General features: G+C 64.6%; 27 protein-coding genes. 18 read left to right on the plus strand and 9 right to left on the minus strand.

Annotated features, from left to right (window positions below):
• Positions 1–116: 116 nt before the first annotated feature.
• The 5 genes from B6V75_RS15245 to B6V75_RS15265 all read left to right on the plus strand — a co-directional run bounded on the left by B6V75_RS15245 (position 117) and on the right by B6V75_RS15265 (position 4,799).
• Positions 117–1,895, plus strand: coding sequence for an SLC13 family permease (locus tag B6V75_RS15245; protein ID WP_075775551.1), 1,779 nt, complete (start codon positions 117–119; stop codon positions 1,893–1,895).
• A 12-nt stretch (positions 1,896–1,907) separates the two neighbouring features.
• Positions 1,908–2,303, plus strand: coding sequence for a hypothetical protein (locus tag B6V75_RS15250; RefSeq protein ID WP_075775550.1), 396 nt, complete (start codon positions 1,908–1,910; stop codon positions 2,301–2,303).
• A gap of 108 nt (positions 2,304–2,411) precedes the next feature.
• Entirely contained in the window at positions 2,412–3,152 is a 741-nt protein-coding gene (locus B6V75_RS15255) for a YebC/PmpR family DNA-binding transcriptional regulator (protein ID WP_075775549.1), read from the plus strand.
• A 193-nt stretch (positions 3,153–3,345) separates the two neighbouring features.
• Complete coding sequence (locus B6V75_RS15260) at positions 3,346–3,777, plus strand: peptidylprolyl isomerase (RefSeq protein WP_075775548.1); 432 nt, start codon at positions 3,346–3,348, stop codon at positions 3,775–3,777.
• Positions 3,778–4,025: 248 nt separating this feature from the next.
• Complete coding sequence (locus B6V75_RS15265) at positions 4,026–4,799, plus strand: transglutaminase family protein (RefSeq protein WP_075775547.1); 774 nt, start codon at positions 4,026–4,028, stop codon at positions 4,797–4,799.
• Between the two features lie 10 nt (positions 4,800–4,809).
• On the opposite strand, the gene B6V75_RS15270 is transcribed toward B6V75_RS15265, so the two are convergent.
• Both B6V75_RS15270 and B6V75_RS15275 read right to left on the minus strand, forming a co-directional pair.
• Positions 4,810–5,145, minus strand: a complete 336-nt coding sequence (locus B6V75_RS15270; protein ID WP_075775546.1) for a cupin domain-containing protein — start codon at positions 5,143–5,145, stop codon at positions 4,810–4,812.
• A 135-nt stretch (positions 5,146–5,280) separates the two neighbouring features.
• Entirely contained in the window at positions 5,281–6,135 is an 855-nt protein-coding gene (locus B6V75_RS15275) for a LysR family transcriptional regulator ArgP (protein WP_088720255.1), read from the minus strand.
• 95 nt (positions 6,136–6,230) lie between these two features.
• Between B6V75_RS15275 and B6V75_RS15280 the strand changes: the two genes are divergently transcribed.
• Both B6V75_RS15280 and B6V75_RS15285 read left to right on the plus strand, forming a co-directional pair.
• Positions 6,231–6,842, plus strand: a complete 612-nt coding sequence (locus tag B6V75_RS15280) for a LysE/ArgO family amino acid transporter (RefSeq protein ID WP_088720256.1) — start codon at positions 6,231–6,233, stop codon at positions 6,840–6,842.
• 53 nt (positions 6,843–6,895) lie between these two features.
• Entirely contained in the window at positions 6,896–7,801 is a 906-nt protein-coding gene (locus B6V75_RS15285; RefSeq protein WP_168174492.1) for a DMT family transporter, read from the plus strand.
• Between the two features lie 117 nt (positions 7,802–7,918).
• Here the strand turns inward: B6V75_RS15285 and choV are convergent, their stop codons facing one another.
• From choV to B6V75_RS15305, 4 genes are read right to left on the minus strand one after another with little or no spacing between them, the layout of a single operon-like run.
• The gene (choV, locus tag B6V75_RS15290) at positions 7,919–8,971 is read right to left on the minus strand and encodes a choline ABC transporter ATP-binding protein (protein ID WP_088720257.1); all 1,053 of its coding nucleotides are present in this window, start codon (positions 8,969–8,971) and stop codon (positions 7,919–7,921) included.
• Entirely contained in the window at positions 8,968–9,804 is an 837-nt protein-coding gene (gene choW / locus B6V75_RS15295; RefSeq protein WP_075775542.1) for a choline ABC transporter permease subunit, read from the minus strand. Before choW ends, choV begins: the two co-directional genes overlap by 4 nt.
• 18 nt (positions 9,805–9,822) lie before the next feature.
• Positions 9,823–10,464 carry a hypothetical protein gene (locus B6V75_RS15300; protein ID WP_088720258.1) on the minus strand — a complete coding sequence of 214 codons (642 nt, stop codon included), beginning with the start codon at positions 10,462–10,464 and terminating at the stop codon, positions 9,823–9,825.
• A 35-nt stretch (positions 10,465–10,499) separates the two neighbouring features.
• Positions 10,500–11,444 (minus strand): choline ABC transporter substrate-binding protein, encoded by a 945-nt coding sequence (locus B6V75_RS15305; RefSeq protein WP_075775540.1) that lies wholly within the window; start codon positions 11,442–11,444, stop codon positions 10,500–10,502.
• Between the two features lie 117 nt (positions 11,445–11,561).
• Between B6V75_RS15305 and betI the strand changes: the two genes are divergently transcribed.
• From betI to betA, 3 genes are all read left to right on the plus strand, one after another.
• Positions 11,562–12,143 carry a transcriptional regulator BetI gene (betI, locus tag B6V75_RS15310; RefSeq protein ID WP_075775539.1) on the plus strand — a complete coding sequence of 194 codons (582 nt, stop codon included), beginning with the start codon at positions 11,562–11,564 and terminating at the stop codon, positions 12,141–12,143.
• Positions 12,140–13,591 (plus strand): betaine-aldehyde dehydrogenase, encoded by a 1,452-nt coding sequence (gene betB, locus B6V75_RS15315; protein ID WP_075775538.1) that lies wholly within the window; start codon positions 12,140–12,142, stop codon positions 13,589–13,591. The genes betI and betB overlap by 4 nt, the downstream gene beginning before the upstream one ends.
• Before the next feature lie 102 nt (positions 13,592–13,693).
• Positions 13,694–15,349 (plus strand): choline dehydrogenase, encoded by a 1,656-nt coding sequence (betA, locus tag B6V75_RS15320; protein ID WP_088720259.1) that lies wholly within the window; start codon positions 13,694–13,696, stop codon positions 15,347–15,349.
• Between the two features lies 1 nt (position 15,350).
• Here the strand turns inward: betA and B6V75_RS15325 are convergent, their stop codons facing one another.
• Positions 15,351–15,734, minus strand: a complete 384-nt coding sequence (locus tag B6V75_RS15325; RefSeq protein WP_088720260.1) for a DoxX family protein — start codon at positions 15,732–15,734, stop codon at positions 15,351–15,353.
• Between the two features lie 80 nt (positions 15,735–15,814).
• On the opposite strand from B6V75_RS15325, the gene B6V75_RS15330 reads away from it, so the two are divergent.
• Both B6V75_RS15330 and B6V75_RS15335 read left to right on the plus strand, forming a co-directional pair.
• Positions 15,815–16,453, plus strand: a complete 639-nt coding sequence (locus tag B6V75_RS15330; RefSeq protein ID WP_088720261.1) for a thermonuclease family protein — start codon at positions 15,815–15,817, stop codon at positions 16,451–16,453.
• Positions 16,454–16,524: 71 nt separating this feature from the next.
• Positions 16,525–16,770, plus strand: a complete 246-nt coding sequence (locus B6V75_RS15335; protein ID WP_075775534.1) for a YdcH family protein — start codon at positions 16,525–16,527, stop codon at positions 16,768–16,770.
• A 61-nt stretch (positions 16,771–16,831) separates the two neighbouring features.
• Here B6V75_RS15335 and B6V75_RS15340 read toward each other — a convergent pair whose 3' ends face one another.
• Positions 16,832–18,226 carry a helix-turn-helix transcriptional regulator gene (locus B6V75_RS15340; protein WP_088720262.1) on the minus strand — a complete coding sequence of 465 codons (1,395 nt, stop codon included), beginning with the start codon at positions 18,224–18,226 and terminating at the stop codon, positions 16,832–16,834.
• A gap of 236 nt (positions 18,227–18,462) precedes the next feature.
• Between B6V75_RS15340 and B6V75_RS15345 the strand changes: the two genes are divergently transcribed.
• The 6 genes from B6V75_RS15345 to B6V75_RS15370 all read left to right on the plus strand — a co-directional run bounded on the left by B6V75_RS15345 (position 18,463) and on the right by B6V75_RS15370 (position 24,543).
• Positions 18,463–19,995, plus strand: a complete 1,533-nt coding sequence (locus B6V75_RS15345) for an acyl-CoA carboxylase subunit beta (RefSeq protein ID WP_088720263.1) — start codon at positions 18,463–18,465, stop codon at positions 19,993–19,995.
• Between the two features lie 8 nt (positions 19,996–20,003).
• Positions 20,004–20,525, plus strand: coding sequence for a DUF6497 family protein (locus B6V75_RS15350; RefSeq protein ID WP_240496981.1), 522 nt, complete (start codon positions 20,004–20,006; stop codon positions 20,523–20,525).
• Between the two features lie 484 nt (positions 20,526–21,009).
• Positions 21,010–21,375: a hypothetical protein gene (locus B6V75_RS18500; RefSeq protein WP_143597883.1), complete on the plus strand. Its 366-nt coding sequence runs from the start codon at positions 21,010–21,012 to the stop codon at positions 21,373–21,375.
• A gap of 63 nt (positions 21,376–21,438) precedes the next feature.
• The gene (locus B6V75_RS15360) at positions 21,439–21,831 is read left to right on the plus strand and encodes a hypothetical protein (protein ID WP_075775531.1); all 393 of its coding nucleotides are present in this window, start codon (positions 21,439–21,441) and stop codon (positions 21,829–21,831) included.
• A gap of 349 nt (positions 21,832–22,180) precedes the next feature.
• Entirely contained in the window at positions 22,181–22,387 is a 207-nt protein-coding gene (locus B6V75_RS15365) for a hypothetical protein (protein WP_075775530.1), read from the plus strand.
• Between the two features lie 152 nt (positions 22,388–22,539).
• Positions 22,540–24,543 carry an acetyl/propionyl/methylcrotonyl-CoA carboxylase subunit alpha gene (locus B6V75_RS15370; RefSeq protein WP_088720265.1) on the plus strand — a complete coding sequence of 668 codons (2,004 nt, stop codon included), beginning with the start codon at positions 22,540–22,542 and terminating at the stop codon, positions 24,541–24,543.
• Between the two features lie 98 nt (positions 24,544–24,641).
• Here B6V75_RS15370 and B6V75_RS15375 read toward each other — a convergent pair whose 3' ends face one another.
• The gene (locus B6V75_RS15375) at positions 24,642–25,118 is read right to left on the minus strand and encodes a DUF4174 domain-containing protein (RefSeq protein WP_088720266.1); all 477 of its coding nucleotides are present in this window, start codon (positions 25,116–25,118) and stop codon (positions 24,642–24,644) included.
• Positions 25,119–25,254 lie beyond the last annotated feature (136 nt).

Genomic DNA, 25,254 nt, shown 5'->3' on the forward strand with positions numbered 1-25,254 from the left:
ATTTGCCCGAACCTCATGCCGTTGCGTGCAAATTTCCTTTGCTGTGGGCAGAGCGCGCTTGCTCGTGCATCGCGTGTCGATAGTATCGGCCCGATGCGCCTTCGCGAGAGCCTGACATGATCCAACTGCCCTTCACCGGCACCGAGACGGCAGTCGCGGCCCTTCTCGTCGTGGGCTGGATGTTCGCGATGTTCGTCCGCGAGACTTGGCCGCCAGAGGTCACCGCGATCGCGGGCGCGGCGCTGATGCTGATCTTCGGCTTCGTCCCCTACGAGAACGCGGCCGCCATCCTGTCGAACCCGGCGCCCTGGACCATCGCCTTCATGTTCCTGATCGTGGGAGCCTTGGTGCGCACCGGCGCGCTCGACGCGATGACGCGCTACGCGGAATCGCGGATCGACCAGAACCCGAAGCTCACCGTGCTTCTGATGTTCGCGATCACCATGTTCGCCAGCGCGGTGATGAACAACACGCCGGTCGTTGCGGTGATGATCCCGGTCTTCATTCAGGTCGCGCGCAAGCTGAACCTCTCGCCGTCGCGCCTGCTGATGCCACTGAGCTACGTCACGGTGATGGGGGGCATGATCACCCTGATCGGTACCTCGACCAACATCCTCGTCGACGGCGTCGTGCGCGGCCGCGGCATGGAGCCCTTCACCATCTTCGAGATCGCGCCGTTGGGCTTCGCGATCTGCCTGGTCGGCGGGGCGTTCCTGATGATCTTCGCGCCGAAACTGATCCCCGAGCGGCAATCGCTGTCCTTCATGCTCGGCGATCGGCCGAAGATGAAATATTTCACCGAGGTCGCGATCCCGGAGGAGAGCGGCTTGATCGGCGAGAAAGTGCAGGAGGCCGACACTTTCAAGCGAGAGGGCGTACGGGTGATCGACGTGCTGCGCGGCGATGCCTCGCTGCGCCGAGATCTGGCCTCGGTCGAGCTGATGGCGGGCGACCGCGTCGTGCTGCGCTCGGAGATGGAAGAACTGCTCGGGATGCAGAAGAACCGCGACCTTCGTATGGTCGACAAGCTGTCCTCTGTGCAGACCGAGACGGTGGAAGTGCTGATCTCGCCCGGCTGCCGGATGATCGGGCAGCGTCTGGGCGACATGCGCCTGCGCCGCCGCTATGGCGTCTACACGCTGGCCGCGCACCGCCGGAACCAGAATATCGGCCGCCAGCTCGACGATTTGATTGTGGTGGTGGGCGATACGCTGCTGCTTGAAGGCGCGCCCGAGGATATCGCGCGTCTGGCCTCTGATATGGACCTTGTGGACGTGTCGAAACCGCAGGCGCGCGCCTATCGCCGCTCGCATCTGCCGCTCGCGATGGGTGCTTTGAGTGCGGTGGTAATCTTCGCGGCGCTTGGCGTGGCCCCAATCCTCGCGCTCGCGATGGTGGCGGTGGCAGGCATCCTTGTCAGCCGCTGCATCGATACCGACGAGGCCTTCACCTTCATCGAGGGCCGCCTGCTCGCACTGATCTTCGCGATGCTCGTGGTCGGCGCAGGGCTCGAGCATTCCGGCGCAGTCGAACTGATCGTCTCGGGCGTGGCGCCCTTGCTGAAGATGCTGCCGCCGCAGCTTGCGCTGTTCGTGGTCTATTTCCTCGGCCTGTTCATGACAGAGCTGCTGTCGAACAACGCCGTGGCGGTGATCTACACCCCGATCGCGATCTCGCTGGCCGCCGCTCTCGGGCTCGATCCGCGGCCCTTCGCCGTGGCTGTGATGTTCTCCGCCTCGGTGGCTTTCGCGACCCCGATAGGATATCAGACCCATATGATGATCTATGGCCCCGGTGGCTATAAGTTCACCGATTTCCTGCGCGTCGGCATCCCGATGGATATCGTGACCGGGGTGACCGCCTGCCTGCTGATCCCGCTGATCTGGCCCTTCTGAGGAGGTTCCCCCATGCGCTTTGCCGCTCGTCTCGCCGCCCTGTCGCTTCTCGCGCCGCTCGCGCTCGCCGCATGCGTGCCGGGGCCGGGGACCCGCGCACCTTCCTGGCCGGACAAGATCAGCTTCCGGGGCACGGTGATGCAGGTGTCGTTCAATGATGGCACCAACTGCCACGCCAATATCTCGGGCCAGTATACCGGCGACCTTGTGGATTGCCCCTATCCGATGCGCTACCAAGTGACCCGCTTCGAGCCGAGCTATCTCGCGGGCAGCGGGGTGGGGGACCTGTTCCAGCCCTATGCCGAGGTGACGCTGAAAGACGCGGCCGGTCGGCGCTGGCACTTCAAGACGCCTCGTGACGTGCCGCCGCATGCCCGCGGCGAGGGCCAGATCCAGCTGCCGCAGTAACCTCGCTTAGGCGGGCACGGAGCCGGCCCGCATCCATCGATCTTGAATTATCCCCCCGTTGCGCACTATACGGGGTCGATTTCGCGACTATTCCGAACGGAGATACCCATGGCAGGCCACTCAAAATGGGCCAACATCCAGCACCGCAAGGGCAAGCAGGATGCGGCGCGCTCGAAGATGTTTTCCAAGCTCTCGAAAGAGATCACGGTTGCCGCGAAGATGGGCGACCCCGATCCCGAGAAGAACCCGCGCCTGCGCCTCGCCGTGAAAGCGGCCAAATCCCAGTCGATGCCGAAAGACGTGATCGACCGCGCGATCAAAAAATCGCAGGCGGGCGACGGCGATGACTATACCGAAATCCGCTACGAGGGCTACGGCCCCGAGGGCATCGCGGTGATCGTCGAGGCGATGACCGACAACCTCAACCGCACCGCGTCGAACGTGCGCTCCACCTTCACCAAGAATGGCGGCAATCTGGGCACTACCGGCTCGGTGTCCTTCATGTTCGACCGTATGGGCGAGATCATCTATCCCGCGTCCGTGGGCGATGCCGAGACCGTGCTGATGGCCGCGATCGAGGCGGGCGCCGAAGACGTCGAGAGCGACGAGGAAGGCCACTGGATCTACTGCGCGATGGAAGACCTCTCGGATGTCTCCGACGCGCTGGAGAAGGAGCTGGGCGAGGCCGAGGAGGCCAAATTGATCTGGAAGCCCCAGAACCGCACCGAGGTCGATCTGGAGACCGCCCAGAAGCTGATGAAGCTGATCGACACGCTCGAAGACGATGACGACGTGCAATCCGTCACCGCCAATTTCGACGTGCCCGAAGATGTTGCAGCGCAGCTGTAACGCGTTTCGCCGAAAAAATAGGAAAAAGCGCCCTCCGGGGCGCTTTTTGCATGAAAAACGCGTGAAATTGCGCCTTTTCCCGTGCCCCGGTTTACATTCCGGGCCATAACCCCCACGTTGTCGCGTGACGCTCCGAGCACCCGCGAACCCCCGCGGCCTCGGCAAATTCATCTGCCCGCGAAAGGATATCACCATGACCCAGGCAAAGGCTGGCGACACCCTGCATCTGCATTACACCGGCAAGCTCGATGACGGCTCCGTCTTCGACAGCTCGCAAGGCCGCGAGCCGCTCTCCTTCACGCTCGGCTCGGGGCAGATCATTCCCGGCCTCGACAAGGGCGTGACCGGCATGGAAGAGGGCGAAAAGCGCACCGTGCGTGTCGAGCCCGAAGAAGCCTATGGCGAGCACCACCCCGAGCGCATGCAGGCCGTCGACCGCGCGAACATTCCCGACGACATCCCGACCGAGCCGGGCACTCAGCTTCAGGTTCAGACCCAGGACGGCCAGACCGTGAACGTGACCGTCGCCGAGGCGAACGAGAAGGAACTCGTCCTCGACGCGAACCACCCGCTCGCCGGCAAGGCGCTGACCTTCGACGTGGAACTCGTCAAGATCGACGCGTAAGTCGGCACGCACCTGGCGTGACTTCAACGGCGGCTGTGCCTTCCCGGCGCGGCCGCCGTTAATTTTATCCGGAGCAGGGCGGACGGTCGCTCCGACCACGATATGTCCCTTGCGACAGGCAATTCGATGCGGGCGCATCCTGCGCCGGAACGAAACCCTCTCCCCCCCCTTTTCCCATCGACGTGTCTCTGTTACGCGGCGCGCTCCATCCCAGTGACACCACCTGAAACCCGAGAGAAGGAGCCGCCATGCGCATTTCCGTCGACGTGCAGATGCAATACCAGTTCCCGCAGCCCAATACGGTCGCGCTGGTGCTCGAAGCGGCGCATGCTCCGGGGCAGGAGATCGTCAGCGCGTCGATGAATCTCGGAGATGCGACCGTCGACCGGATCGCGGGCGATTGCGGCGTGGGCGAGCGGATCTGGGCCAGGGTCGGCACACAGATGACGCTGCATTATCAGGCGCTGATCGACATCACGCGCCCGGCGATCGACCTCAGCCAGATGCGAGCCGCGCAGTTGCACGAACTGCCCGCCGAGGCCGCCCCCTATATCCGCCCCTCGCGCTACGTGCAGTCCGACAAGTTCGTCTCCTTCGTGGGCAAGCGCTTCGGCGATCTGCAGGGCGGCGCGAAAGTGGCCGCGATCCGCGACTGGATCGAGAAGAACCTCTCCTACGTGCCCGGCGCGTCGGACAGCGACACCAATGTGCTCGAGACTTTCGCGGGCCGGGCAGGGGTTTGCCGCGACTACGCGCATCTGTTCTGCGCGATGGTGCGTGCGGCGCAGATCCCGGCGCGGATGGCTTCGTCCTACGGGCCGGACGTGAGGCCGCAGGATTTCCACGCCGTGGCAGAGGTCTGGCTCGATGGCGCGTGGCATATGGTCGATGCGACCGGCATGTGCGGGGCCGAGAACATGGCGCTGGTCGCGGTGGGGCGCGACGCCTATGACGTGGCCTTCATGGAATCGCAGGCGCCCGCTACGCTGATCAACCAGAGCGTCTCGGTAATCCGGGTCTGAGCGCGTTCCTTCAGCGCTTCAACGGATAGCGATCGGCCTCTTCGAAGACGTCGATCACTTTCGTTCCGGCCTTGAGCCGCGCGGAATGTTCCGCGCCCGAAGGGATGTTGTAGGTCTCGCCGGGGCGATAGACCCGGGTCTCGCCTGCAATGGTCAGCTCCGCCTCGCCTTCGATCACGGTGCCCCACTGGCCCTTGTGGGAATGGGCCGGAAGGTCGAAATCGGTGAGGAAGTGCAGAAACACCACCAGCCCCGCCTCCGAGCGGACCGCGTGGCTGCGCACCTGATCTTCGGGAAACGGCAGATCGAGGGCGGGGAAGGCCTGAATGAAATCGGGTAGCTCCATGGGTGTCTCTCCTCCTGACGGGCCTGCGGGACATGCGTCACTATGCGCGCCGCGCAGGCCGCGGGCAATGCGCGCTCAGCCCGGGGAGCCGCTCAGACCGGAACAAGCCGTGCGCGACGCCCTGTTCCCGACCTCTTACAACAACACCACCTTCGCCGCCTTCCGCAACGCTTTGGTCAGCGGCGCGAGCGGGGCTTTCAGCCGCCTCGCGCTTTGCCAGTAGAGCGGCACGTCGATCGGCGCCGGGCCCAGCCGTTCCAGCGCGCCGCTTTCCAGATGCGCCTGCACCAGCGCCTCGGGGTTCAGCCCCCAGCCCATGCCGCGCAGACAGGCCTCTACGAAGCCTTCGGTCGAGCCGATACGATGCGCCCGCAACCCCATCGGCATGCCCGCGATCATCGAGGCCCAGCGATCCTGCAAGCGATCCTTCGCGTTGAACTGCAGGGCGGGGGCCGCGCGCAAACTGTGCCGGTCGATCCGGTTCGGAAAATACCGCGCGACGAAGTCCGGACTCGCCGTCGCGATATAGCGCAGCCGCCCGAGGCTCACGCCGTCGCAGCCCGCGATCGGCCCCGCGTCGGCGGTGATCGCCCCCACGACCTCGCCCCGGCGCAACAGCCCCGCCGAATGGTCCTGATCGTCGATCACCAGATCGAAACGCACGCCCTCCACCTCGGCCAGCGCGGGCAGCACCCATGTCGCGAGACTGTCGGCATTGACGGCGATACGCAGAACCGGCGGGGTCTCGGAGGGCGCCAGCTCGGTTTCCAGAAGCGCCACCTCGCGCAGATGGGCGATCAGCCGCGCCCCATCCTCGGTCGCGCGGCAGGGCGTGGCGCGGATCACCAGAACGGCGCCCATGCGTTCCTCCAACTGGCGGACGCGTTGCGAGACAGCCGATTGCGACACCCCGAGCCGTGCGCTCGCGGCCTCGAAGCTTCCGGTCTCGATCACGGTGGCGAGCGCATCCAGCGCGGCATAGTCGAACATAAGTTTTACTTATACAGAGTTAGTTTAATTAAGTTGAACTTATACGCGCGCCCCTGCACTGAGAAGCGTCTCCGAGCAGACTGGGGGTGAGGCGGATGGAATTGGCGGCATTCTGGGCAGGGCTGAAACTGGGGCTCGGGCTGATCGTGGCGATCGGCGCGCAGAACGCTTTCGTGCTGCGTCAGGGGCTGCGGCGCGAGCATGTCTTGGCGGTGGCGCTGTTCTGCGCACTCTCCGATGCGGTGCTGATCGCCATTGGCGTGTCGGGCTTCGCCGCCGCGTCCACCGCACTGCCATGGCTGGCCGAGGCGCTGCGCTGGGGCGGTGTCGCCTTTCTCAGCTGGTATTCGATCCGTTCCGCTTTGGCGGCGATCCGGGGCGGCGAGCATCTCGACCCGAGCGCGGGCAGCGCGCCGTCCTTGCGCGCGGTCCTCGTGACGGTGGCCGCTTTCACATGGGCGAACCCCCATGTCTGGCTCGATACGGTGGTGCTTCTGGGCGCGGTCTCGGCGCAGTTCGCAGGCGCGCGGATCGGCTTCGCCACCGGCGCGATCGTGGCGTCTTTCGTGTTCTTCTTCGCGCTGGCCTATGGCGCGCGGCTGCTGGCGCCGCTTTTCGCCAAGGAGAGCGCCTGGCGCGTGCTTGATGCGCTGATTGGGCTGCTGATGGGGTCGATCGCCTGGAAGCTCGCCGCGGGCGGATTATAACCGACACAAAACCGCCCCTTGCGCGCGGTGCCGATCCAGCGTCCAAGAGAGCCATGACCGCGCAAGAAAAACCTAACAAACCGCTGATCGGCATCCTGTGGATGCTCGCCACCACCGCCTGTTTCGTCATGGTGAATATCATCGTCCACTGGCTGGGCGATCAGGTGCCCGCCGCGCAATCGGCCTTCGTGCGCTTCACCTGGGGGCTGATATTCTTCGCCCCCGCACTGGCCCGCATCCTGCGCCAGAACTTCCCGCCGCAGGTCTGGGCGCTGTTCGGTGTGCGCGGGGCGTTGCACGCGGTGGCGGTGGGGCTGTGGTTCTTCGCGATGAGCAATATCCCGATCGCCGATGTCACCGCGATCAACTACCTCAACCCGATCGTGGTGACGGTGGGCGGTGCGCTCCTGTTGGGCGAGGGGCTGGCGTGGCGGCGCGTGACGGCGGTGATCGTCGCGCTGATCGGGGCGCTGATCATCCTGCGCCCGGGGATGCGCGCGATCGAGCCCGGCCATATCGCCCAGCTTGGCGCGGCGCTGTTCTTTGGCGGCGCCTATCTCGCGGCGAAGCGGCTGACCGATTACGTGCCCGCGGGCACGGTGGTGGCGATGATGACGCTGGTAGTGACCGTCGCGCTCGCTCCGGTGGCGATCTGGAAATGGGAGCCGATCACGCTGTCCGAGACGCTCTGGCTGGGCGCGGTCGCGGTGTTCGCCACCGGCGGGCATTACTGCATGACGCGGGCCTTCGCCGCGGCGCCCGTGACGGTGACGCAGCCGGTGATCTTCCTGCAACTGGTCTGGGCGGCGATTGCGGGCTGGACGATTTTCGGCGAGCGTCCGGACCCTTACGTGATCCTGGGCGGTGCGATCATCATCGGCGCGGTGAGCTACATGACCATCCGCGAGGCGCAGCTCAAGCGCCGGGTGACGCCGCCTCCGCCTGCCACCAAGATCTGACAGCGCAGCGCTTTTCTGCAAATGTCGGATGCCTCCGGCGGGGATATTTGAGCCAAGCCGAAGGGGCGCGCGCGCCTTGGTTTCGGCTTGGTCAAAATATCCTCCGCGAAGCGTCCCTCAGCTCGTCTCGGCGCTGCGCTGGGGGTCGATGAGCCGCGTGATGACGCCTTCGCGGGTCACGACGCGGCCATCGGTGAGCGGGACGGCAGGCTCATGGCGCAGGCGCTCCATCACGTCGCGCACGGGGGCGTCGGCGGGCATCGGTTCACCCGTGGCATCGCCGGTCGGCGTGCCGACGGGATCGGCGATATCCTCGGCGGTCAGCACGCCGAGCGGGTTCATATGGGCCACGAAATCGGCCACATAGCCGTTCGCCGGTTTGGCGATGATGTCGCGTGCCGTGCCACATTGCACGATCCGCCCGCCTTCCATCAGCGCGATCCGGTTGCCGATCTTGAACGCCTCGTCGAGGTCGTGGCTGACGAAGATGATCGTACGCTTGAGCTTGGTCTGCAGCTCCAGCAACTCGTCCTGCAGCTTGGTGCGGATCAGCGGGTCGAGCGCCGAGAAGGGCTCGTCCATCAGCAGGATCGGCGCGTCGGTGGCGAACGCCCGGGCGAGGCCCACGCGCTGCTGCATGCCGCCCGAAAGCTCTGCCACCTGACGGTCGGCCCAGTCCGACAGACCCACCAGTTCCAACTGGGTGTCGACCTTCTTGCGGCGTTCCGCCTTGCTCATGCCGGCGAGTTCGAGGCCGAGGCCGACATTCTCGCGCACGGTACGCCAGGGCAGCAGGCCAAATTGCTGGAAGACCATTGCGATCTTGTTGAGGCGCATTTTGCGTAAAGTCGCGGGATCGGCGTGGGTGACATCGACGAGACGCTCGCCGTCATGCACCTCGACCTGCCCGCGCACGACCGGGTTGAGTCCGTTCACCGCGCGCAGCAGCGTCGATTTGCCCGAGCCCGAGAGGCCCATCAGGACGAGGATCTCGCCCTCGGGTACCTCGACCGAGCAGTCATGCACGCCAAGCACCTGATCGGTGCGCTCCTGGATCTCGGGGCGCGAGAGCCCTTCGTCCATCAATGGCAGGGCCTCTTGCGGGCGATCGCCGAAGACGATGGAGACATTGTCGAATTTGACGGCGGTTTTGGCTTTGGTCTGGGTCATTTCGAACCTCCGCGGCGCAGCATGCGGTCAAGGATGATGGCGACGACGACGATCACGAAGCCGGATTCGAAGCCGAGTGCCGTGTTCACGGTGTTCAGTGCGCGCACGACCGGCACGCCAAGCCCGTCAGCGCCGACGAGCGCGGCCACCACGACCATCGAGAGCGAGAGCATGATCGTCTGGTTCAGACCCGCCATGATCTGTGGCGTGGCGTAGGGCAGCTCGACTTTCCACAGAAGCTGGCTCTTGGTTGCGCCGAAGGATTGGGCGGCCTCGGTCAGCGTGTCCGGCGTTGAGGAGACGCCCAGATGGGTCAGGCGGATCGGCGCGGGCAGCACGAAGATCACGGTCGCGATCAGGCCGGGCACCATGCCGATGCCGAAGAAGACGATGGCCGGGATCAGGTAGACGAAGGCCGGCAGCGTCTGCATCAGGTCCAAGACCGGTTGCAGTACTGAATACAGCCGTGGGCGATGGGCGGCGGCGATGCCGATCGGCACCCCGATCCCCATGCAGACCACGCAGGCGGCGATCACGAGGGTGAGGCTCTCGGTCGTCTCTTCCCAGTAGTCCTGATTGAGGATGAACAGGAAGCCCACGATCACCAGCAGGGAAATCTTCCAGCTGCGCTGCAGCAGGTAGGCGATCACCGCGAAGGCGAGGATCACGAGAAGGGGCGGGGGGCCTTGCAGCACCCAGAGCGTTGCGTCGATCAGCGCTTTCAGCGCGACGGAGAGGGCGTCGAAGAGCGGCGCTGCATGGTCCTGCAGCCAGTCGATCACGATCTTGGCCGTCTTGCCCACGGGGATTTTGGTTTCGGTCAACCAGTTCATAACTGTCCTTGCGAGTTGTTATTTCTGGCGCGTTTCGATGCGGTCGAAGGCGACTTGCGATTGCGCCTTGCCGGTTTCGGGGTCGAGCTTGGTCACGCGCAGGACCAGCCCGGCCTTGGGGGAAAATTCCTTGAGGAAGGCGGTGCGCAGCTTGCCCATCGCGATCCGTTCGACGACCTGCCAGACATCGTAGCGGCACGCGCCGATCAGCACCGAGCCAGGGCCGCGATAGGCGTAGGAGATGGTGCCGCGATCCTTGGTCTCGCCGTCGACTTTCAGCGTCACCGGAGTGCGCCAGTTGCCCAGCTGCGGCAGTTGGTCGAGCCGCGCGGGGTCCTCGTCATAGATGAGCGCGAAACTGCGCCCGTCCATTTCCTGCAGGCTCACCGCCAGCGGATGGTCGTAGCGCTCGCGCTTGGGCGGCCGGCCGAGCTCGGGATCGTCGACCCGGTAGGAGGTCAGCGTGCCGTTTTCGTAGCGATAGGCCTGCGCCATTTTCGGGGTGTTGCGGGTGAGTGTGACGCCCGCCGCGTGCAGGGCCTCGGCCTCCGGGCAATCGGCGGCGCGCGCCGGGGTCACGGGCGCGCTCAACATCCCCGCGAAGAGAAGGGCCGCGCCGGTGAGGGCGCGGACCGAGGGGAAGCGGGGGCGGAGGGCCATGCCCTGCCGCCCGCGCGAATATTGCGCCCGAAGGCTCACGAGTTCAGCGCTTTCTCGACCGCTGCCTGCGCGTCGCCGCCGTCCTTCGTGGTCACACCGTCGAGCCAGGGCTTCCAGCTGTCCGGGTTGGCCTTGAGCCATTCCTTCGCGGCCGCCTTGGGATCCTCGCCATCGTCGAGGATCTTGCCCATGATCTCGTTTTCCATCGCGAGGGTGAACTTGAGGTTGGAGACGAACTTGCCCGGGTTCGGGCACTCGTCGACATAGCCCGCGCGGACGTTGGTCATGACCGTCGCACCGCCGTAATCGGGGCCGAAGAAGTCATCGCCGCCCGACAGGTAGGTGATGTCGAAGTTGGAGTTCATCGGGTGGGGTTCCCACGCGAGGAAGATGATCGGCTTGTCGGCTTTGTCGGCACGCGCGACCTGCGCGAGCATGCCCTGCTCGGAGCTTTCCTTCAGGTCGAAGTTCTTCAGGCCGAACGCGTCCTTGTCGATCATGTCGAGGATCAGCGCGTTGCCGTCATTGCCCGGCTCGATGCCGTAGATCTGGTTGTCCAGCTCGTCGGCGTGCTTGGCGATGTCGGAGAAGTCCTTAATGCCGAGCTTGGCGCCAGCGGGGTTGGTTGCCAGCGTGTATTTCGCGCCGGTCAGGTTGGTGCCGAGCGTCTCGACGGTGCCGTCCTTGGTGTAGGGATCGACGTTGGCGGCCATCGAGGGCATCCAGTTGCCAAGGAACACGTCGACGTCGCCTTTCGACAGCGCCTCGTAGGTCACCGGAACCGAGAGAACCTTGGTGTCGGTCTCGTAGCCGAGCGCTTCGAGGATGGTGGTCGCGACCGCGGTGGTCGAGGTGATGTCGGTCCAGCCAACATCGGAGAAGGTCACTTTCGAGCAATCGGCGGCCTGAGCGGGCGCGGTGCCTGCCAGTCCGAACGAGAGCGCGGCCCCCAGTGCGAGGAGCGTGGAACGAAGTTTCATGCTTTTTCTCCCTGTGCAGCGTTAAGAAAAACCGCGGGATGCGGTTGTTGATTGACGAGTCAATAAACATGTTCTAGCTCGACATGCAAGCAAGCCACCCGGAAGGAGGCCGATCACATGCCGAAGCTTGGAGCAGAGCCTATACGGCGCGCAGCCTTGGTCAAAGCGACTATTGAGACAGTGGGCGAGGCGGGGTCGCTCGACGTGACGGTCGCGCAGATCGCCCGGCGCGCGGGCATGTCCTCGGCGCTGGCGCACCATTATTTCGGGTCGAAAGACCGGATTTTCCTCGCCGCGATGCGCTCGATCCTTTCGATTTACGGGGCCGAAGTGCGCGGTGCGATGGCGATGGCGCATTCCCCGCACGAGCGTGTTCGCGCAGTTGTGATGGGCTCTTTCGCGGCGGGCTCGTTCCGTCACGAGGCGATCGCCGCGTGGCTGAACTTCTACGTTCTCGCGCAGTCGAGCGCCGAAGCGAGGCGCCTGCTGCATATCTATCAGCGCCGTCTGCGCTCCAACCTCATGCATGGGCTGCGGCCGCTGGTCGGCGACCGCGCGGGCTCCGTGGCCGAGGGTTTGGGCGCGATGATCGACGGCGTCTACATCCGCGCGGCGCTTGTCGCGGGCGAGCCCGACCGCGAGGCCGCCTGCGAACTGGTGCTGGCGCATCTGGAAAAGGAATTGGAGGTCCACCAATGAGGGCACAGCCGAAAGCAAGCCATTTCGTCAATGGCGACTGGATGGAAGATACGGACGGCGACGAGCTGATCGTCACCTATCCCGGCACTGGCGAGGTGATCGCCAAGCTGCATGCGGCGACCCCTGCGGTGATCGACGCCGCGATTTCGGGGGCGGTTGAGGCGCAGAAGGACTGGGCCGCGCTGCGCCCGGTCGAGCGGGGCCGTATCCTGACCCGTGCCGTCGCGATCATCCGCGAGCGCGGTGAGGAACTGGCGCTGCTGGAAACGCTCGACACCGGCAAGCCCATTCAGGAAACCCGCGAGGCCGACTGGCCCTCGGGCGCCGAGGCGCTGGAGTATTTCGCGGGTCTCGCGCCCACGCTGACCGGAGAGACGATGCCGCTGGGCGGCGATTTCGCTTATACGATCCGCGAGCCGCTGGGCGTCTGCGCAGGGATCGGCGCGTGGAACTATCCCAGCCAGATCGCCTGCTGGAAATCCGCGCCTGCACTGTCGACCGGCAACGCGATGGTGTTCAAACCCTCCGAGATGACGCCGCTGGGCGCGCTGAAGCTCGCCGAGATCTTCATCGAAGCCGGGATGCCCGCGGGTATCTTCAACGTGGTGCAGGGCTTCGGCCCGGTAGGGGCGGCGCTCTCGACCGATCCGCGTATCGCGAAAGTCTCGCTGACCGGGTCGGTCCCGACGGGTCAGAAGGTCTATCAGGCGGCATCGGCGGGCATGAAGCACGTCACGATGGAGCTTGGCGGCAAATCCCCGATGATCGTTTTTGATGATGCCGATATCGAAAGCGCAATCGGCGCGGCGATGCTGGGGAATTTCTATTCCTCGGGTCAGATCTGCTCGAACGGGACGCGAGTCTTCGTGCAGAAGGGCATCAAGGAGAAATTTCTCGCCCGTCTGAAAGAGCGCGCGGAAACCATTGTCGCGGGCGATCCGCTGGACGAGGCGACGCAATTCGGTCCGCTGATCTCGAAGGCGCAGTTCGACAAGGTGATGTCCTATGTCGAGAGCGCGAAATCCGAAGGCGCGCGACTGGTCTGCGGCGGCTCGGCAGGCAATGAGGGGCCGCTTTTCGTGCAGCCCACCGTTTTCGCCGATGTCACCGACGATATGACCATCGCGCGGGAAGAAATCTTCGGCCCGGTCATGTCCGTGCTGGATTTCGAGACCGAGGAAGAGGCGATCGCGCGGGCCAATGACACGCAGTTCGGCCTCGCCGCGGGTGTGTTCACCGGCGATCTGGCGCGCGGCCACCGTGTCGTGAGCCAGCTGCAGGCGGGTACGACCTGGATCAACGCCTACAACCTGACGCCGGTGGAAATGCCCTTCGGCGCGGTGAAGCAATCGGGCTTCGGGCGCGAGAATTCGCGCGCGGCGGTGGAGCACTATACGCAGCTCAAATCCGTCTATGTCGGCATGGGGCCGGTCGAGAGCCCGTACTGAATTTGAATTTGGGGAGGTTGGGGGCGCTGCCCGTCGCCGGTTGGTCCTCGGACCGATGGCGCCCAACCGGCGCCCCCCGGGATTTTCCGCCAAGGGGAAGATATGAGTGTTTCGGCAGAATATGTGATCGTAGGCGCAGGCTCGGGTGGCTCGGCGCTGGCTTACCGGCTCGTGGAAGCGGGCCGCGACGTGGTCGTGATCGAGCATGGCGGCTCGGATGCCGGGCCGTTCATCCAGATGCCCGGCGCGTTGAGCTATCCGATGAATATGGGGATCTACGACTGGGGCTTTCAGTCGGAACCCGAAGAGCATCTGGGCGGACGCCGTCTGGCGACCCCGCGCGGCAAGGTGCTGGGCGGCTCGTCGAGCATTAACGGCATGGTCTATGTCCGGGGCCACGCGCGCGATTTCGACCATTGGGAAGAAAGTGGCGCGCGCGGCTGGGGCTACGCCGATGTGCTGCCCTATTACAAGCGGATGGAGCATTGGCACGGCGGCGAAGAAACCGAATGGCGTGGCCGCTCGGGGCCGCTGCATGTGACCCGCGGGCCGCGCTCCAACCCCCTGTTCGACGCCTTCGTCGCTGCGGGCGCGGCGGCGGGCTATCCGGTGACCGAGGATTACAACGGCCGGCAGCAGGAAGGCTTCGGGCCGATGGAGGCCACGATCTACAAAGGGCGTCGCTGGTCGGCGGCCAATGCCTATCTGCGCCCCGCGCTCAAGACCGGCAAGTTGCGGATCGTGCGCGGTCTGGCGCGGCGCGTCGTCTTCGAAGGCAAGAAGGCCGTCGGCGTCGAGATCAAGCGCAAGGGGCAGATCGAGGTGGTCCGCGCGACGTCCGAGGTCGTGCTGGCGGCAAGTTCGATCAATACGCCGAAGCTTCTGATGCTCTCGGGTGTCGGCCCGGCAGAGCATCTGCGTGCGCATGGCATCGAGGTGCTGGCGGATCGTCCCGGGGTGGGCGGCAACCTGCAGGATCACCTTGAGATCTATATGCAATTCGCCGCGAAACAGCCGGTCACGCTGTTCAAGTACTGGAACCTCTACGGCAAGGCCCGTGTGGGTGCGCAATGGCTTTTCACCAAAAGCGGGCTCGGCGCGTCGAACCAGTTCGAAAGCTGCGCCTTCATTCGGTCGGAGGCCGGGATCGACTACCCGGACATCCAGTATCACTTCCTGCCGATTGCGGTGCGCTATGACGGCAAGGCCGCCGCCGAGGGGCACGGCTTTCAGGCACATGTCGGGCCGATGCGTTCGAAGTCGCGTGGCCATATCCGGCTGCGCTCGGGCGATCCCGAGGCCAAGCCCGAGATCAAGTTCAACTACATGAGCCATCCCGACGACTGGGCCGAATTCCGCAAATGCGTGCGGCTGACCCGGGAAATTTTTGCGCAAGCGCCGATGGCCGCCCATGTGAAGCACGAGATCCAGCCGGGGGCCGACGTGGAGACGGATGAGCAGATCGACGCCTTCATCCGCGAACATGCCGAGAGCGCCTATCACCCCTGTGGCACTGCGAAGATGGGGGCGGCGGACGATCCGAGTGCCGTCGTCGATCCGGAAGGCCGCGTGATCGGGGTCGAGGGGCTGCGGGTCGCCGACAGCTCTGTCTTCCCGCGCATTACCAACGGCAACCTGAACGCGCCCTCGATCATGGTGGGCGAGAAGATGGCCGATCACCTGCTGGGCCGGGCACCGCTCGCACGCGAGAACCTCGAGCCGTGGGTGGCGCCGAACTGGCAGGTGGCGCAGCGCTGAGTTAGCGGCCTTCGCGGCGCGGGAGGCTGAGGGCATAGCGCCCCGGCCCCTGCGCCGCGAGGATCAAGAGGCCGCCCGCGATCGCCCAGTTCTTCACGAAGATCGTCACCTGCCACGGGTCGGCGCGCAGCTGCCAGTGAAACCAGCTGGTGAAGATGCAATAGGCGGCGAGGATGAGTGCCCAGGCCCGCACCTTCGGGCCGAAGATCAGGCCAAGCGCCGCGATCAGGTTGAACAGCGCCGCGGGCCAGACCAGCCAGCCGGGCAGGCCAAGCCAGCCGATCATTTCCTGCACCATCCGCGGGTCGCTGACTTTCTGCGCCGCGCCGCCGAGGAACAGCAGCGCGATCAGGATGCGGCCGATCAGGTTGAGCGCGTCGGACATGCGGGGCTCCCAAGTTTCGCGTTTACCTTTCAGCTACGAAATCTGTTGCGTGCGAGATCAGTCCCACCGATATCTAGGGAATGTTAAGGCTTTGTTCACTTCTGGTTCTCATCGCCTCGCCCGTTTTCGCGGCGACGGTCACGGGCATTCCACGCGTCGTCGATGGCGATACGCTGGTGGTTGCGAATACGCGGGTGCGGCTGTTCGGCATCGACGCGCCGGAGGCGAAGCAAAGCTGCAAGACGACGCAAGGCGTGCGCTGGGCTTGTGGACAGGCCGCGACGGCGGAACTGCAGCGGCTCGCGGGGCGGGGAGTGCGGTGCTCGGGTCACGAGCAGGATCGCTACGGGCGGCTGATCGCTATTTGCCGCGCCGGCGGGCGCGATCTCAACGCCGAGATGGTGGCCCGCGGCGCAGCCTTCGCTTACCGAAGATACGCGCTCGATTATGTCGGGCAGGAGGAGCGCGCGCGCCGCGCGGGCCTCGGCATCTGGCAGGGCGAAGCAAGGCGCCCAGCAGCGGTCCGCGCCGCGACCAAGGTACAAACCCCGCCGGGTAATTGCGCGATCAAGGGCAATATTTCCAAGCGCGGGCGGCTCTATCATCTGCCGGGCACGGGCTCTTATGCCGCGACGCGGATCAATACCGCCAAGGGCGAGCGATGGTTTTGCACCGAGGCCGCGGCAAAAGCGGCCGGATGGCGTCGCGCAGGCGGCTGACTTGATGCGCATCAAGGTGGCGCGAGTCGCGGTGGCCTAATGTCGGTCCGACAGCAAGGAAAGGGAGCGACATGGCCAATACGCCGCACACGCTGCAAGACGAATTCCCGACGAAACTCGATCGGATTCACGAATTGAAAATCTCCAACGCGCATTTTGCAAAGCTGTTGGACGATTACGACACGCTGAACGATCGCGTGCACCGGGCCGAGACGAACGTGGAGCCGATGGACAGCCTCGCCGAGACCGACCTGCGCAAGCAACGCGCCGCGGTGAAGGATGAGATCGCGCGGATGCTGGGTACCGCCGACGCCTGAGTTGTATGGTAACGAGTGATTTTGGTGGGACGCCTCGGGGCTTCGGCCCCGGGGCGTTTTTCTATGCGATGTCGTAGGGCAGAAGGCCGCGATGGTCGGGGTCGACATGCAGGCGGCGTTCCAGCGGCGGAACCGAGCGCTGGTGGCAATCCTTACGCTCGCAGATTCGGCAGGAGATCCCGATCGGCTGGTAGGCCTTGGGATTGCCAAGCTCCATATCGTCGGCATAGACGAGCCCCTTCGCGTGGCTCACCTCGCAGCCCAGACAGATCGCGTAGCGGCGGACTGGCGCGGTGAAGCTGCCGCCCGATTTCGAGACGTCGCGCGCGAGGCAGAGATAGCGAACGCCATCGGGGGTCTCTGCGAGTTGGCGCAGGAATCTAGTCGGAGTTTCAAAGGCTTGGTGGACGTTCCAGAGCGGGCAGGCGCCACCGAATCGGGCGAATTGCAGTCGCGTGGCAGAGTGGCGCTTGGTGATGGTGCCGGCTTGATCGACGCGGACGAAGAAGAAGGGAATACCCTTCGCGCCGGGGCGCTGCAGGGTCGAGAGACGGTGGGCGACCTGCTCGATCGAGGCGGTGAAGATGTCGCAGAGTCGCTCCAGATCGTGGCGGGTGTCCTGCGCCGCTTCGAGGAAGGGGCGGTAGGGCAGCAGCGCCGCGCCCGCGAAGTAGTTGGCGAGCCCGATCTTGGCGATCGCCCGGGCCGTGTCGGATTGGAAGCGCGCGAGGTCGAGCGTCGCATCCAGCAAGTCGTTCTGGGTCAGCAACGCCACTTGGTGCAGCAATTGGAAGGCCTGCGTCGGCCGGCCCGCATGGGCGTTGATCAGAAGCCGGTTGCCGTCACGCTCGCGCAGTTGCGAAATGTCGGAGAACTGCACGTCGAGACCGCGTTTCGCGAGGGTATCGATCGCATGAGGAATGGGCTCCAACCGCTTGCCATCACGACAGGAAAATCGTTCGGCGGCACGATCGACGGCGTCGATGTAATTGTCGCAATAGTGAAAGAAGTCGCGGACCTCTTCCCAGGGGGAGACCACCGTCTGTGCGCCCTCGCGGCCCAGGGCTTCGTCGAGCGAGGCGAGGCGTTCATGGGTCTGGCGGTAGGCGCGGTGCAGTTCGAGGAAGGACCGGGCGAGTGCAGGGGCGTTGGAGGCCGCGAGCCGTAGATCGGCCAAGGGCGGTGCGCCGTCGGAGAAGATCGGGTCGGCCAGTGCCTCACGCATGTCCGAGACCAGCCGCTCCGCATCGCCCGCCGAGAGCTCGGTCACGTCGAGGCCGAATTCGCTCGCCAGCGCCAGCACGACCTGCGCCGAGACCGGGCGGTGGTTGTTCTCCATCTGGTTGAGATAGGGCAGCGACACGCCGAGCCGCTCGGCGAAGGCTTTCTGGGTCAGGCCGAGCCGCGTGCGGGTTTCGCGCAGTTTCACGCCGGCATAGAGTTTCTGAGTCGCCATCTGCCCCTCCTTTTTGCAAAGAGATTTTTAGCTTTGCAAAAACCCTGCGTCAAATTTTGCCGGTTCTGAGCCGGCGTCATTGGATCAATCGCGGATGGTCTGCGATCGGTAGCGTGCTTCGCAGTTATGCAATTCGCTATCGCATGCTTGCCAATAATTTGCAAATTTTCTCGAATCCCCTTTGTAAGATTGTTGCCTTCGGAATAGGGTGCCGAGAAATTATGCGGAGGACCCTCATGAGAGACATCCTGAAGGAGCTGGAGCATCGGCGCGACGAAGCCCGCCTTGGTGGCGGCGAGAAACGCATCGAGGCGCAGCACAAGAAGGGCAAGCTGACCGCGCGCGAGCGGATCGAATTGCTGCTCGACGAGGGCTCTTTCGAAGAGTTCGACATGTTCAAGACCCATCGCTGCGCCGATTTCGGGATGGAAGAGAGCAAGCCCTATGGCGACGGCGTCGTCACCGGCTGGGGTACCGTGAACGGGCGCATGGTCTATGTGTTCAGCCAGGATTTCACTGTCTTCGGTGGCTCGCTGTCGGAAACCCACGCCGAGAAGATCTGCAAGATCATGGATATGGCGGTCCAGAACGGCGCGCCGGTGATCGGCATCAACGATTCGGGCGGGGCGCGGATTCAGGAAGGCGTGGCGTCGCTTGCAGGCTATGCGGACGTGTTCCAGCGCAACATCATGGCCTCGGGCGTCGTGCCGCAGATCAGCCTCATCATGGGGCCCTGCGCCGGCGGTGCGGTCTATTCGCCCGCGATGACGGACTTCATCTTCATGGTGAAGGATACGTCTTACATGTTCGTCACCGGCCCCGACGTGGTGAAGACGGTTACGAACGAGCAGGTGACGGCCGAGGAGCTTGGCGGGGCCGCGACCCACACCAAGAAAAGCTCGGTCGCCGATGGCGCCTACGAGAACGACGTCGAGGCGCTGTTCGAGACCCGACGCCTGATCGACTTCCTGCCGCTCTCGAACCGCGAGAAGGCGCCCGTGCGGCCCTTCTTCGACGAGGTGGACCGGATCGAGGCGTCGCTCGACACGCTGGTGCCCTCGAACGCGAACACCCCCTACGATATGAAGGAATTGATCCTGAAGATCGCCGACGAGGGCGATTTCTTCGAGATCCAGAAGGACTTCGCGGGCAACATCATCACCGGCTTCATCCGTCTGGAAGGTCAGACGGTCGGCGTTGTCGCGAACCAGCCGATGGTGCTGGCGGGCTGTCTGGATATCGATTCCAGCCGCAAGGCCGCGCGCTTCGTGCGCTTCTGCGACGCATTCGAAATCCCGATCCTGACGCTGGTCGACGTGCCGGGCTTCCTGCCGGGCACGAGCCAGGAATATAACGGCGTCATCAAGCACGGTGCGAAGCTGCTGTTCGCCTATGGCGAGGCGACCGTGCCGAAGGTCACGGTTATCACCCGCAAAGCCTATGGTGGCGCCTATGACGTCATGTCCTCCAAGCACCTGCGCGGCGATTTCAACTACGCTTGGCCGACTGCGGAAATCGCGGTGATGGGCGCGAAGGGTGCGGTCGAAATCCTCTATCGCTCGGAACTGGGTGACCAGGAGAAGATCGCCAAGCGCACCGCCGATTACGAGGACCGTTTCGCGAACCCGTTCGTGGCGGCCGAGAAGGGTTTCATCGACGAGGTGATCCAGCCGCGTTCGACGCGTCGCCGGGTGGCCCGCGCCTTCGCGGCGCTGCGCTCGAAGAAGCTGTCCAACCCGTGGAAGAAGCACGATAACATCCCGCTCTGAGGAGGCGCATGACGGGCAGGTCGAGGATCGCGACGCTCTTGCCCGGCGCTCTCGCCGGGCTGGCGCTGGCGTCTTCGGCGCCCGCCCAGGAGCTGCGGGAGGTGACGCCAGTGCCCGATTACGGTGCGGTCATGCATCCGGGCAACCTGGGGGAGGATCTGGGGCCCGGCGACGGGCCGGAGGGGACGAAGGGCGATGCGATCCCGGTACCGTCCGGGCAGAAGGTCTGGTGGGTCGACGTGATCCACAACGAGGCCGGACCGGACGGGCTGACCTATCGCTTCCGCTTCCTCGCGCCGCAGATCGGAGGGCCGAGCCCGATCTCCTCCGATATCGCGCTGAAGGATATCGAGGCGCTGTGCAACGGGTGGGTGGTGCCGCGCCTGCCGCAGCCCGGTCCGGAGCCCGCACAGGTGATGGTGAGCCTGTCGGACCAGATCGTGCCGTTCGGCGAAGCCGCCCCAGAGGTGGTGCAATATTTCGACAGCTTTTCCGTCGAGGATGGAAAATGCGTTTGGGAGTTTTTCTGATGGCCGTGGCCAGACCCGCAGATCACAGCTTGGAAGGCAGGATGCCGGAGCGCGCGTTTGTGCGGACGCTCACGGCAAGATCGCGCTTTCGTGAGCGGGATTTGCGGGCTAACCTGCCCTTGGGGAAAGCGATTTCGGTCCCCGCGTTGAAACGGGTCGTGCCGAACCTCGCCCAGATCGGGGCGCGCGCCCCCCTGGACAGGAGAACGACATGTCGAAAGCTCTCATCGCGCTTGGCCTCGTGGCCTTCGTCGCAGCCTGCGCGCCCAAGCCCGAGCCGATGCCGGTGGCCGTCACTACCGAGCCGACCTATACCGGCAAGTACAAGTGATCTGCGTGCGGGGCAGGGCGGCAGCCACCGCCTTGCCCCCACGATCCCTGCCGAGAGGGCGGCGTATTGCAATACGCCATACGGTTACCTAGCGGAAATTTCCCTTCGGGAGTACGCTCTTAGCCATTCGATAACAGAATGGGGGAGAGTGAAATGGTCCGAATTTCTCTGGGCGCCGTCGCCTGTGCGGCTCTGCTTGTGGGCTGTGCGCCCAAGCCGGAGCCTGCGCCTGTCACCGTGGAACCGGTCTATACCGGCAAATATGGCGGTCCCGTCGCAAGCGGCAGCAGTTGCCGACCGACCGGACGGCTCGTCGACTCGCAATACCCGGCTTCCGTGCCCGACTGTCCGCTGCAATGCGGACCGTTCGAGACGGCGGTGGCAGCGACAACGCAGCGACCGGCGCAATGCGTCCCCGAGCAGCGCGGTGGCTCGAGCGAGCGCCAGCCGACGACGCCTGGCACGCCACCTTCTTCGACCGACCCAACCGGCGGGAACCAGACCCGAACGGGTCAATAATGAAGGCGTAACGCAGAAACTCAGCGCACGCCGTCCCAGCAACTTCAAAGCGGAGGGCGCGTCATGCTGAAGCATCGCGGTTTCCCGTCGCGGCTACCCTCGACGGATTATCAATTCACCATTCGCCGCGCCAACAAGAAGGGCGCGACGAAGATCATTCGGCGTGAACGCTACGCCGATCGCGGTCATGCCGATCGCAAGGCCGATGCGGGCTTCATGGCCGCGCTCTGGGCGCATTTCGGCGAAGAGCCGTTCGAGCGCGGCAATCTCGATGCGGGCCGGTTGAGCTGGCTCTTTGGGCGCGAAGTCGTGCCTGCCGAGGACCCGTTCGACCCCGAAAGCTACGAGGCGCTTCTCAAGATCGACGTGAAACGCGCGGAAGCCTCCTTCCCGGAGGTCTTCGCCGATCCCGACGCCTTCACCTTCGACGATGACGAGGATGAGGATTGGGCATGATTTCGCTGATGTCCTGCGCGAAATGGCGGCATGCCGCCGAATCTCGGAATTGCAGGGATTTCGCCTTTGCAATCCGCGATATGCGCAGTCACATTGAGGGGGCAAGCCGTACTGTCCCCAACACCCGCGGCTTGTGTAATATCCCTACCCCTTCCCTATTCCTGCGGCCTGATCTTATGGTCGGGCCGCAGTTTTTTCCTTCGGAAGGTCAAGGGGCTGCCTGCAGAGATGTGAAGGGCAGTGGCGATAGCTCGCCGATGGGGTCGGACCTCGCGTTTTCGCCGTTGGCTTTTCACGGGGCCGCGATAAACTCGCGTCCAATCATAACCGCTATTGGAGGCAGTTTCCCATGCGCAAAACCCCGATCCTTCTTCTCCTTGCCGGTCTCGCCCTCGCAGGCTGCATGCAAACCGACGGTCAGCGCGCCCTCGCCGGTGCGGCCGGCGGCGCGATCATCGCGGACGCGACCGACAACAACGCGCTCACCGGTGCGGCTCTCGGCGCGCTCGCGGGCACCTATTGCGACGACGCCGGCGTCTGCCAGCGCTCCTACTAAGCACATCCGCGCGGCTCTGACCGCGCCCGATCGCTATCCGACCGCCATCGGGGCTGCTCGCCCCGGTGGCGGTTTTTCTTTTGTCTCACATCATGAACACGACACGCGGGGCGGGGGGATGCCCCTCCCGCACCGGAAGGGAAGGGCCTGACATGTTCAAGAAAATCCTGATCGCCAACCGTGGCGAGATCGCCTGCCGCGTCATCAAGTCGGCGCAGAAGATGGGGATCAAGACGGTCGCCGTCTATTCCGATGCCGATGCGCAGGCGCTGCATGTCCAGATGGCCGACGAGGCGGTGCATATCGGTCCGCCGCCCGCGAACCAATCCTATATCGTGATCGACAAGATCATGGATGCGATCCGCCAGACCGGCGCCGAAGCGGTTCACCCGGGCTACGGCTTCCTGTCGGAGAACAAGAAATTCGCCGAGGCGCTGGAAAAAGAGGGCGTCGCCTTCATCGGCCCGCCCTCGGGCGCGATCGAGGCGATGGGCGACAAGATCACCTCGAAGAAGCTCGCGAAAGAGGCCGGCGTGTCGACCGTGCCCGGTTACATGGGGCTGATCGCGGATGCCGATGAAGCGGTGAAGATCTCCGACGAGATCGGCTACCCGGTGATGATCAAGGCGTCCGCTGGCGGCGGCGGTAAAGGCATGCGCATCGCGTGGAACGCCGAAGAAGCCCGCGAGGGCTTCCAGTCGTCGAAGAACGAGGCCGCGAACAGCTTCGGCGACGATCGCATTTTCATCGAGAAATTCGTCACCCAGCCGCGCCACATCGAGATTCAGGTGCTCGCCGACAAGCACGGCAACTGCGTTTATCTGAACGAGCGTGAATGCTCGATCCAGCGCCGCAACCAGAAAGTCATCGAAGAGGCGCCGTCGCCTTTCCTCGACCCCGAGACCCGCAAGGCGATGGGCGAGCAGGCCGTCGCCCTGTCGAAAGCGGTGGATTACTGCAGCGCGGGCACGGTGGAATTCATCGTCGATGGCGAGAAGAACTTCTACTTCCTCGAGATGAACACCCGTCTTCAGGTGGAACACCCGGTCACCGAACTGATCACCGGCATCGACCTCGTCGAGCAGATGATCCGCGTGGCCGACGGTGAGAAGCTTCCGATGAAGCAGGAAGATATCGGCATCAACGGCTGGGCGATCGAGAGCCGCCTCTATGCCGAAGATCCTTACCGCAACTTCCTGCCCTCGATCGGGCGTCTGACCCGCTACCGTCCGCCGGTGGAAGGCAAGACCGCGTCGGGCGGCATCGTGCGCAACGATACCGGGGTCTTCGAGGGCGGCGAGATTTCGATGTTCTACGACCCGATGATTGCCAAGCTCTGCACCTGGGGCGAGACCCGCGACGCGGCCATCGAAGAGATGCGCCTCGCGCTCGACAAGTTCGAGGTGGAAGGCATCGGTCACAACCTTCCGTTCTGCGCCGCGGTGATGGATCACGAGCGCTTCACCTCCGGCAACATCACCACCGCCTTCATCGAAGAGGAATATCCCGAAGGGTTCGCGGGCGTCACGCTCGACGAGGGGATGCTGCGCAAGGTCGCGGCGGCCACGGCGGCGATGGAGCGCGTGGCCGAGATTCGGCGCACGAAGATCTCCGGCACGCTCGGCAATCACGAGCGCAAGGTCGGCGTGGATTGGGCGGTCTCGCTGCAGGATGAGGATTTCAAGCTGAAGGTGAATGCGGATCGCAACGGCTCCACCATCGTCTTCGAGGATGGCGAAGAAATGCGCGTCGAGAGTGACTGGACCCCGGGCGACCCGCTGGCCGAACTGACCGTGAACGGTGCGCCGCTGGTCCTGAAGGTCGGCAAGATCCCGATGGGCTTCCGCATCCGCGTGCGAGGCGCCGATCTGAAGGTCCATGTCCGCACACCGCGCCAGTTCGAGCTTGCGCAGCTGATGCCGGTGAAACTGCCGCCGGATACGTCGAAATTCCTGCTCTGCCCGATGCCGGGTCTCGTCGTGAAGATCTCGGTCGAGGAAGGCGCGGAAGTGCAGGAGGGTCAGCCGCTGGCCACTGTCGAGGCGATGAAGATGGAGAACATTCTGCGCGCCGAGAAGAAGGGCATCGTGAAGAAGATCAACGCCGAGGCGGGCGCGAGCCTTGCCGTCGACGACATCATCATGGAGTTCGAATAAGTGACGCCCGCGCCGTGGCATAGGGAGGCCGGGCGACCGGCTCACCCCGCCACGGCGGGGCACGGTCTATTGGCGCGCGGTGGTGTGCGGGGATGTGGTCAGAAACCGCGCTCTTCGCGGATCTCGTCGCGCCGGATCGGCATCTTGTCGATCGAGCGGATGATCTCGCGCGCATCCCACGGGGCGGGCTTGCGCAGGTTCACCGTACCGTCCTTCGCGATGATCACGAGGGAGAACCCGCGCGGGCGCAGCTTGCGCCGCACGTCGCTCGCCGGATCGGGCGTGGTGTCGGTGATGACGACGACGTCGCGTTGGGCCAGTTCCGACCAATGGTCTTCGAGGTACCGGATTTGTTCCTTGAAGGCCGGGTCGAGGGGGCTGTCGGCGAAGACCACGATGGGCCGCTTCTGCCAGACGAGCGCATCCAGATCCGCGTCCGCCCCATCGACCGGTGCGAAGGGGGGCGTGACCTCGGGCTCTGCCACGGCAAGATTGACGGTGCTGTCCTGGGCTGCGACCGCGAAGGGCGTCAGCGCAAGAAATGCAGCGAGTCCAAGGGATAATAGACGGGTCATGGGCTCCTCTCTCGTTCCAGATATATGCGCGGCGGACCTCTCGCACCATGGCGGGCGCTACGAATTTTCGCGAAATGCGGCCTTTAAGCGCGCCGCTAGGAACAGCGGTGCCGACTGGCGCCGGGGGGCGGGGCGT

This window comes from Thioclava sp. F1Mire-8 (assembly GCF_002213165.1).
In the GTDB taxonomy this organism is placed as follows: Bacteria; Pseudomonadota; Alphaproteobacteria; order Rhodobacterales; family Rhodobacteraceae; genus Thioclava; species Thioclava nitratireducens.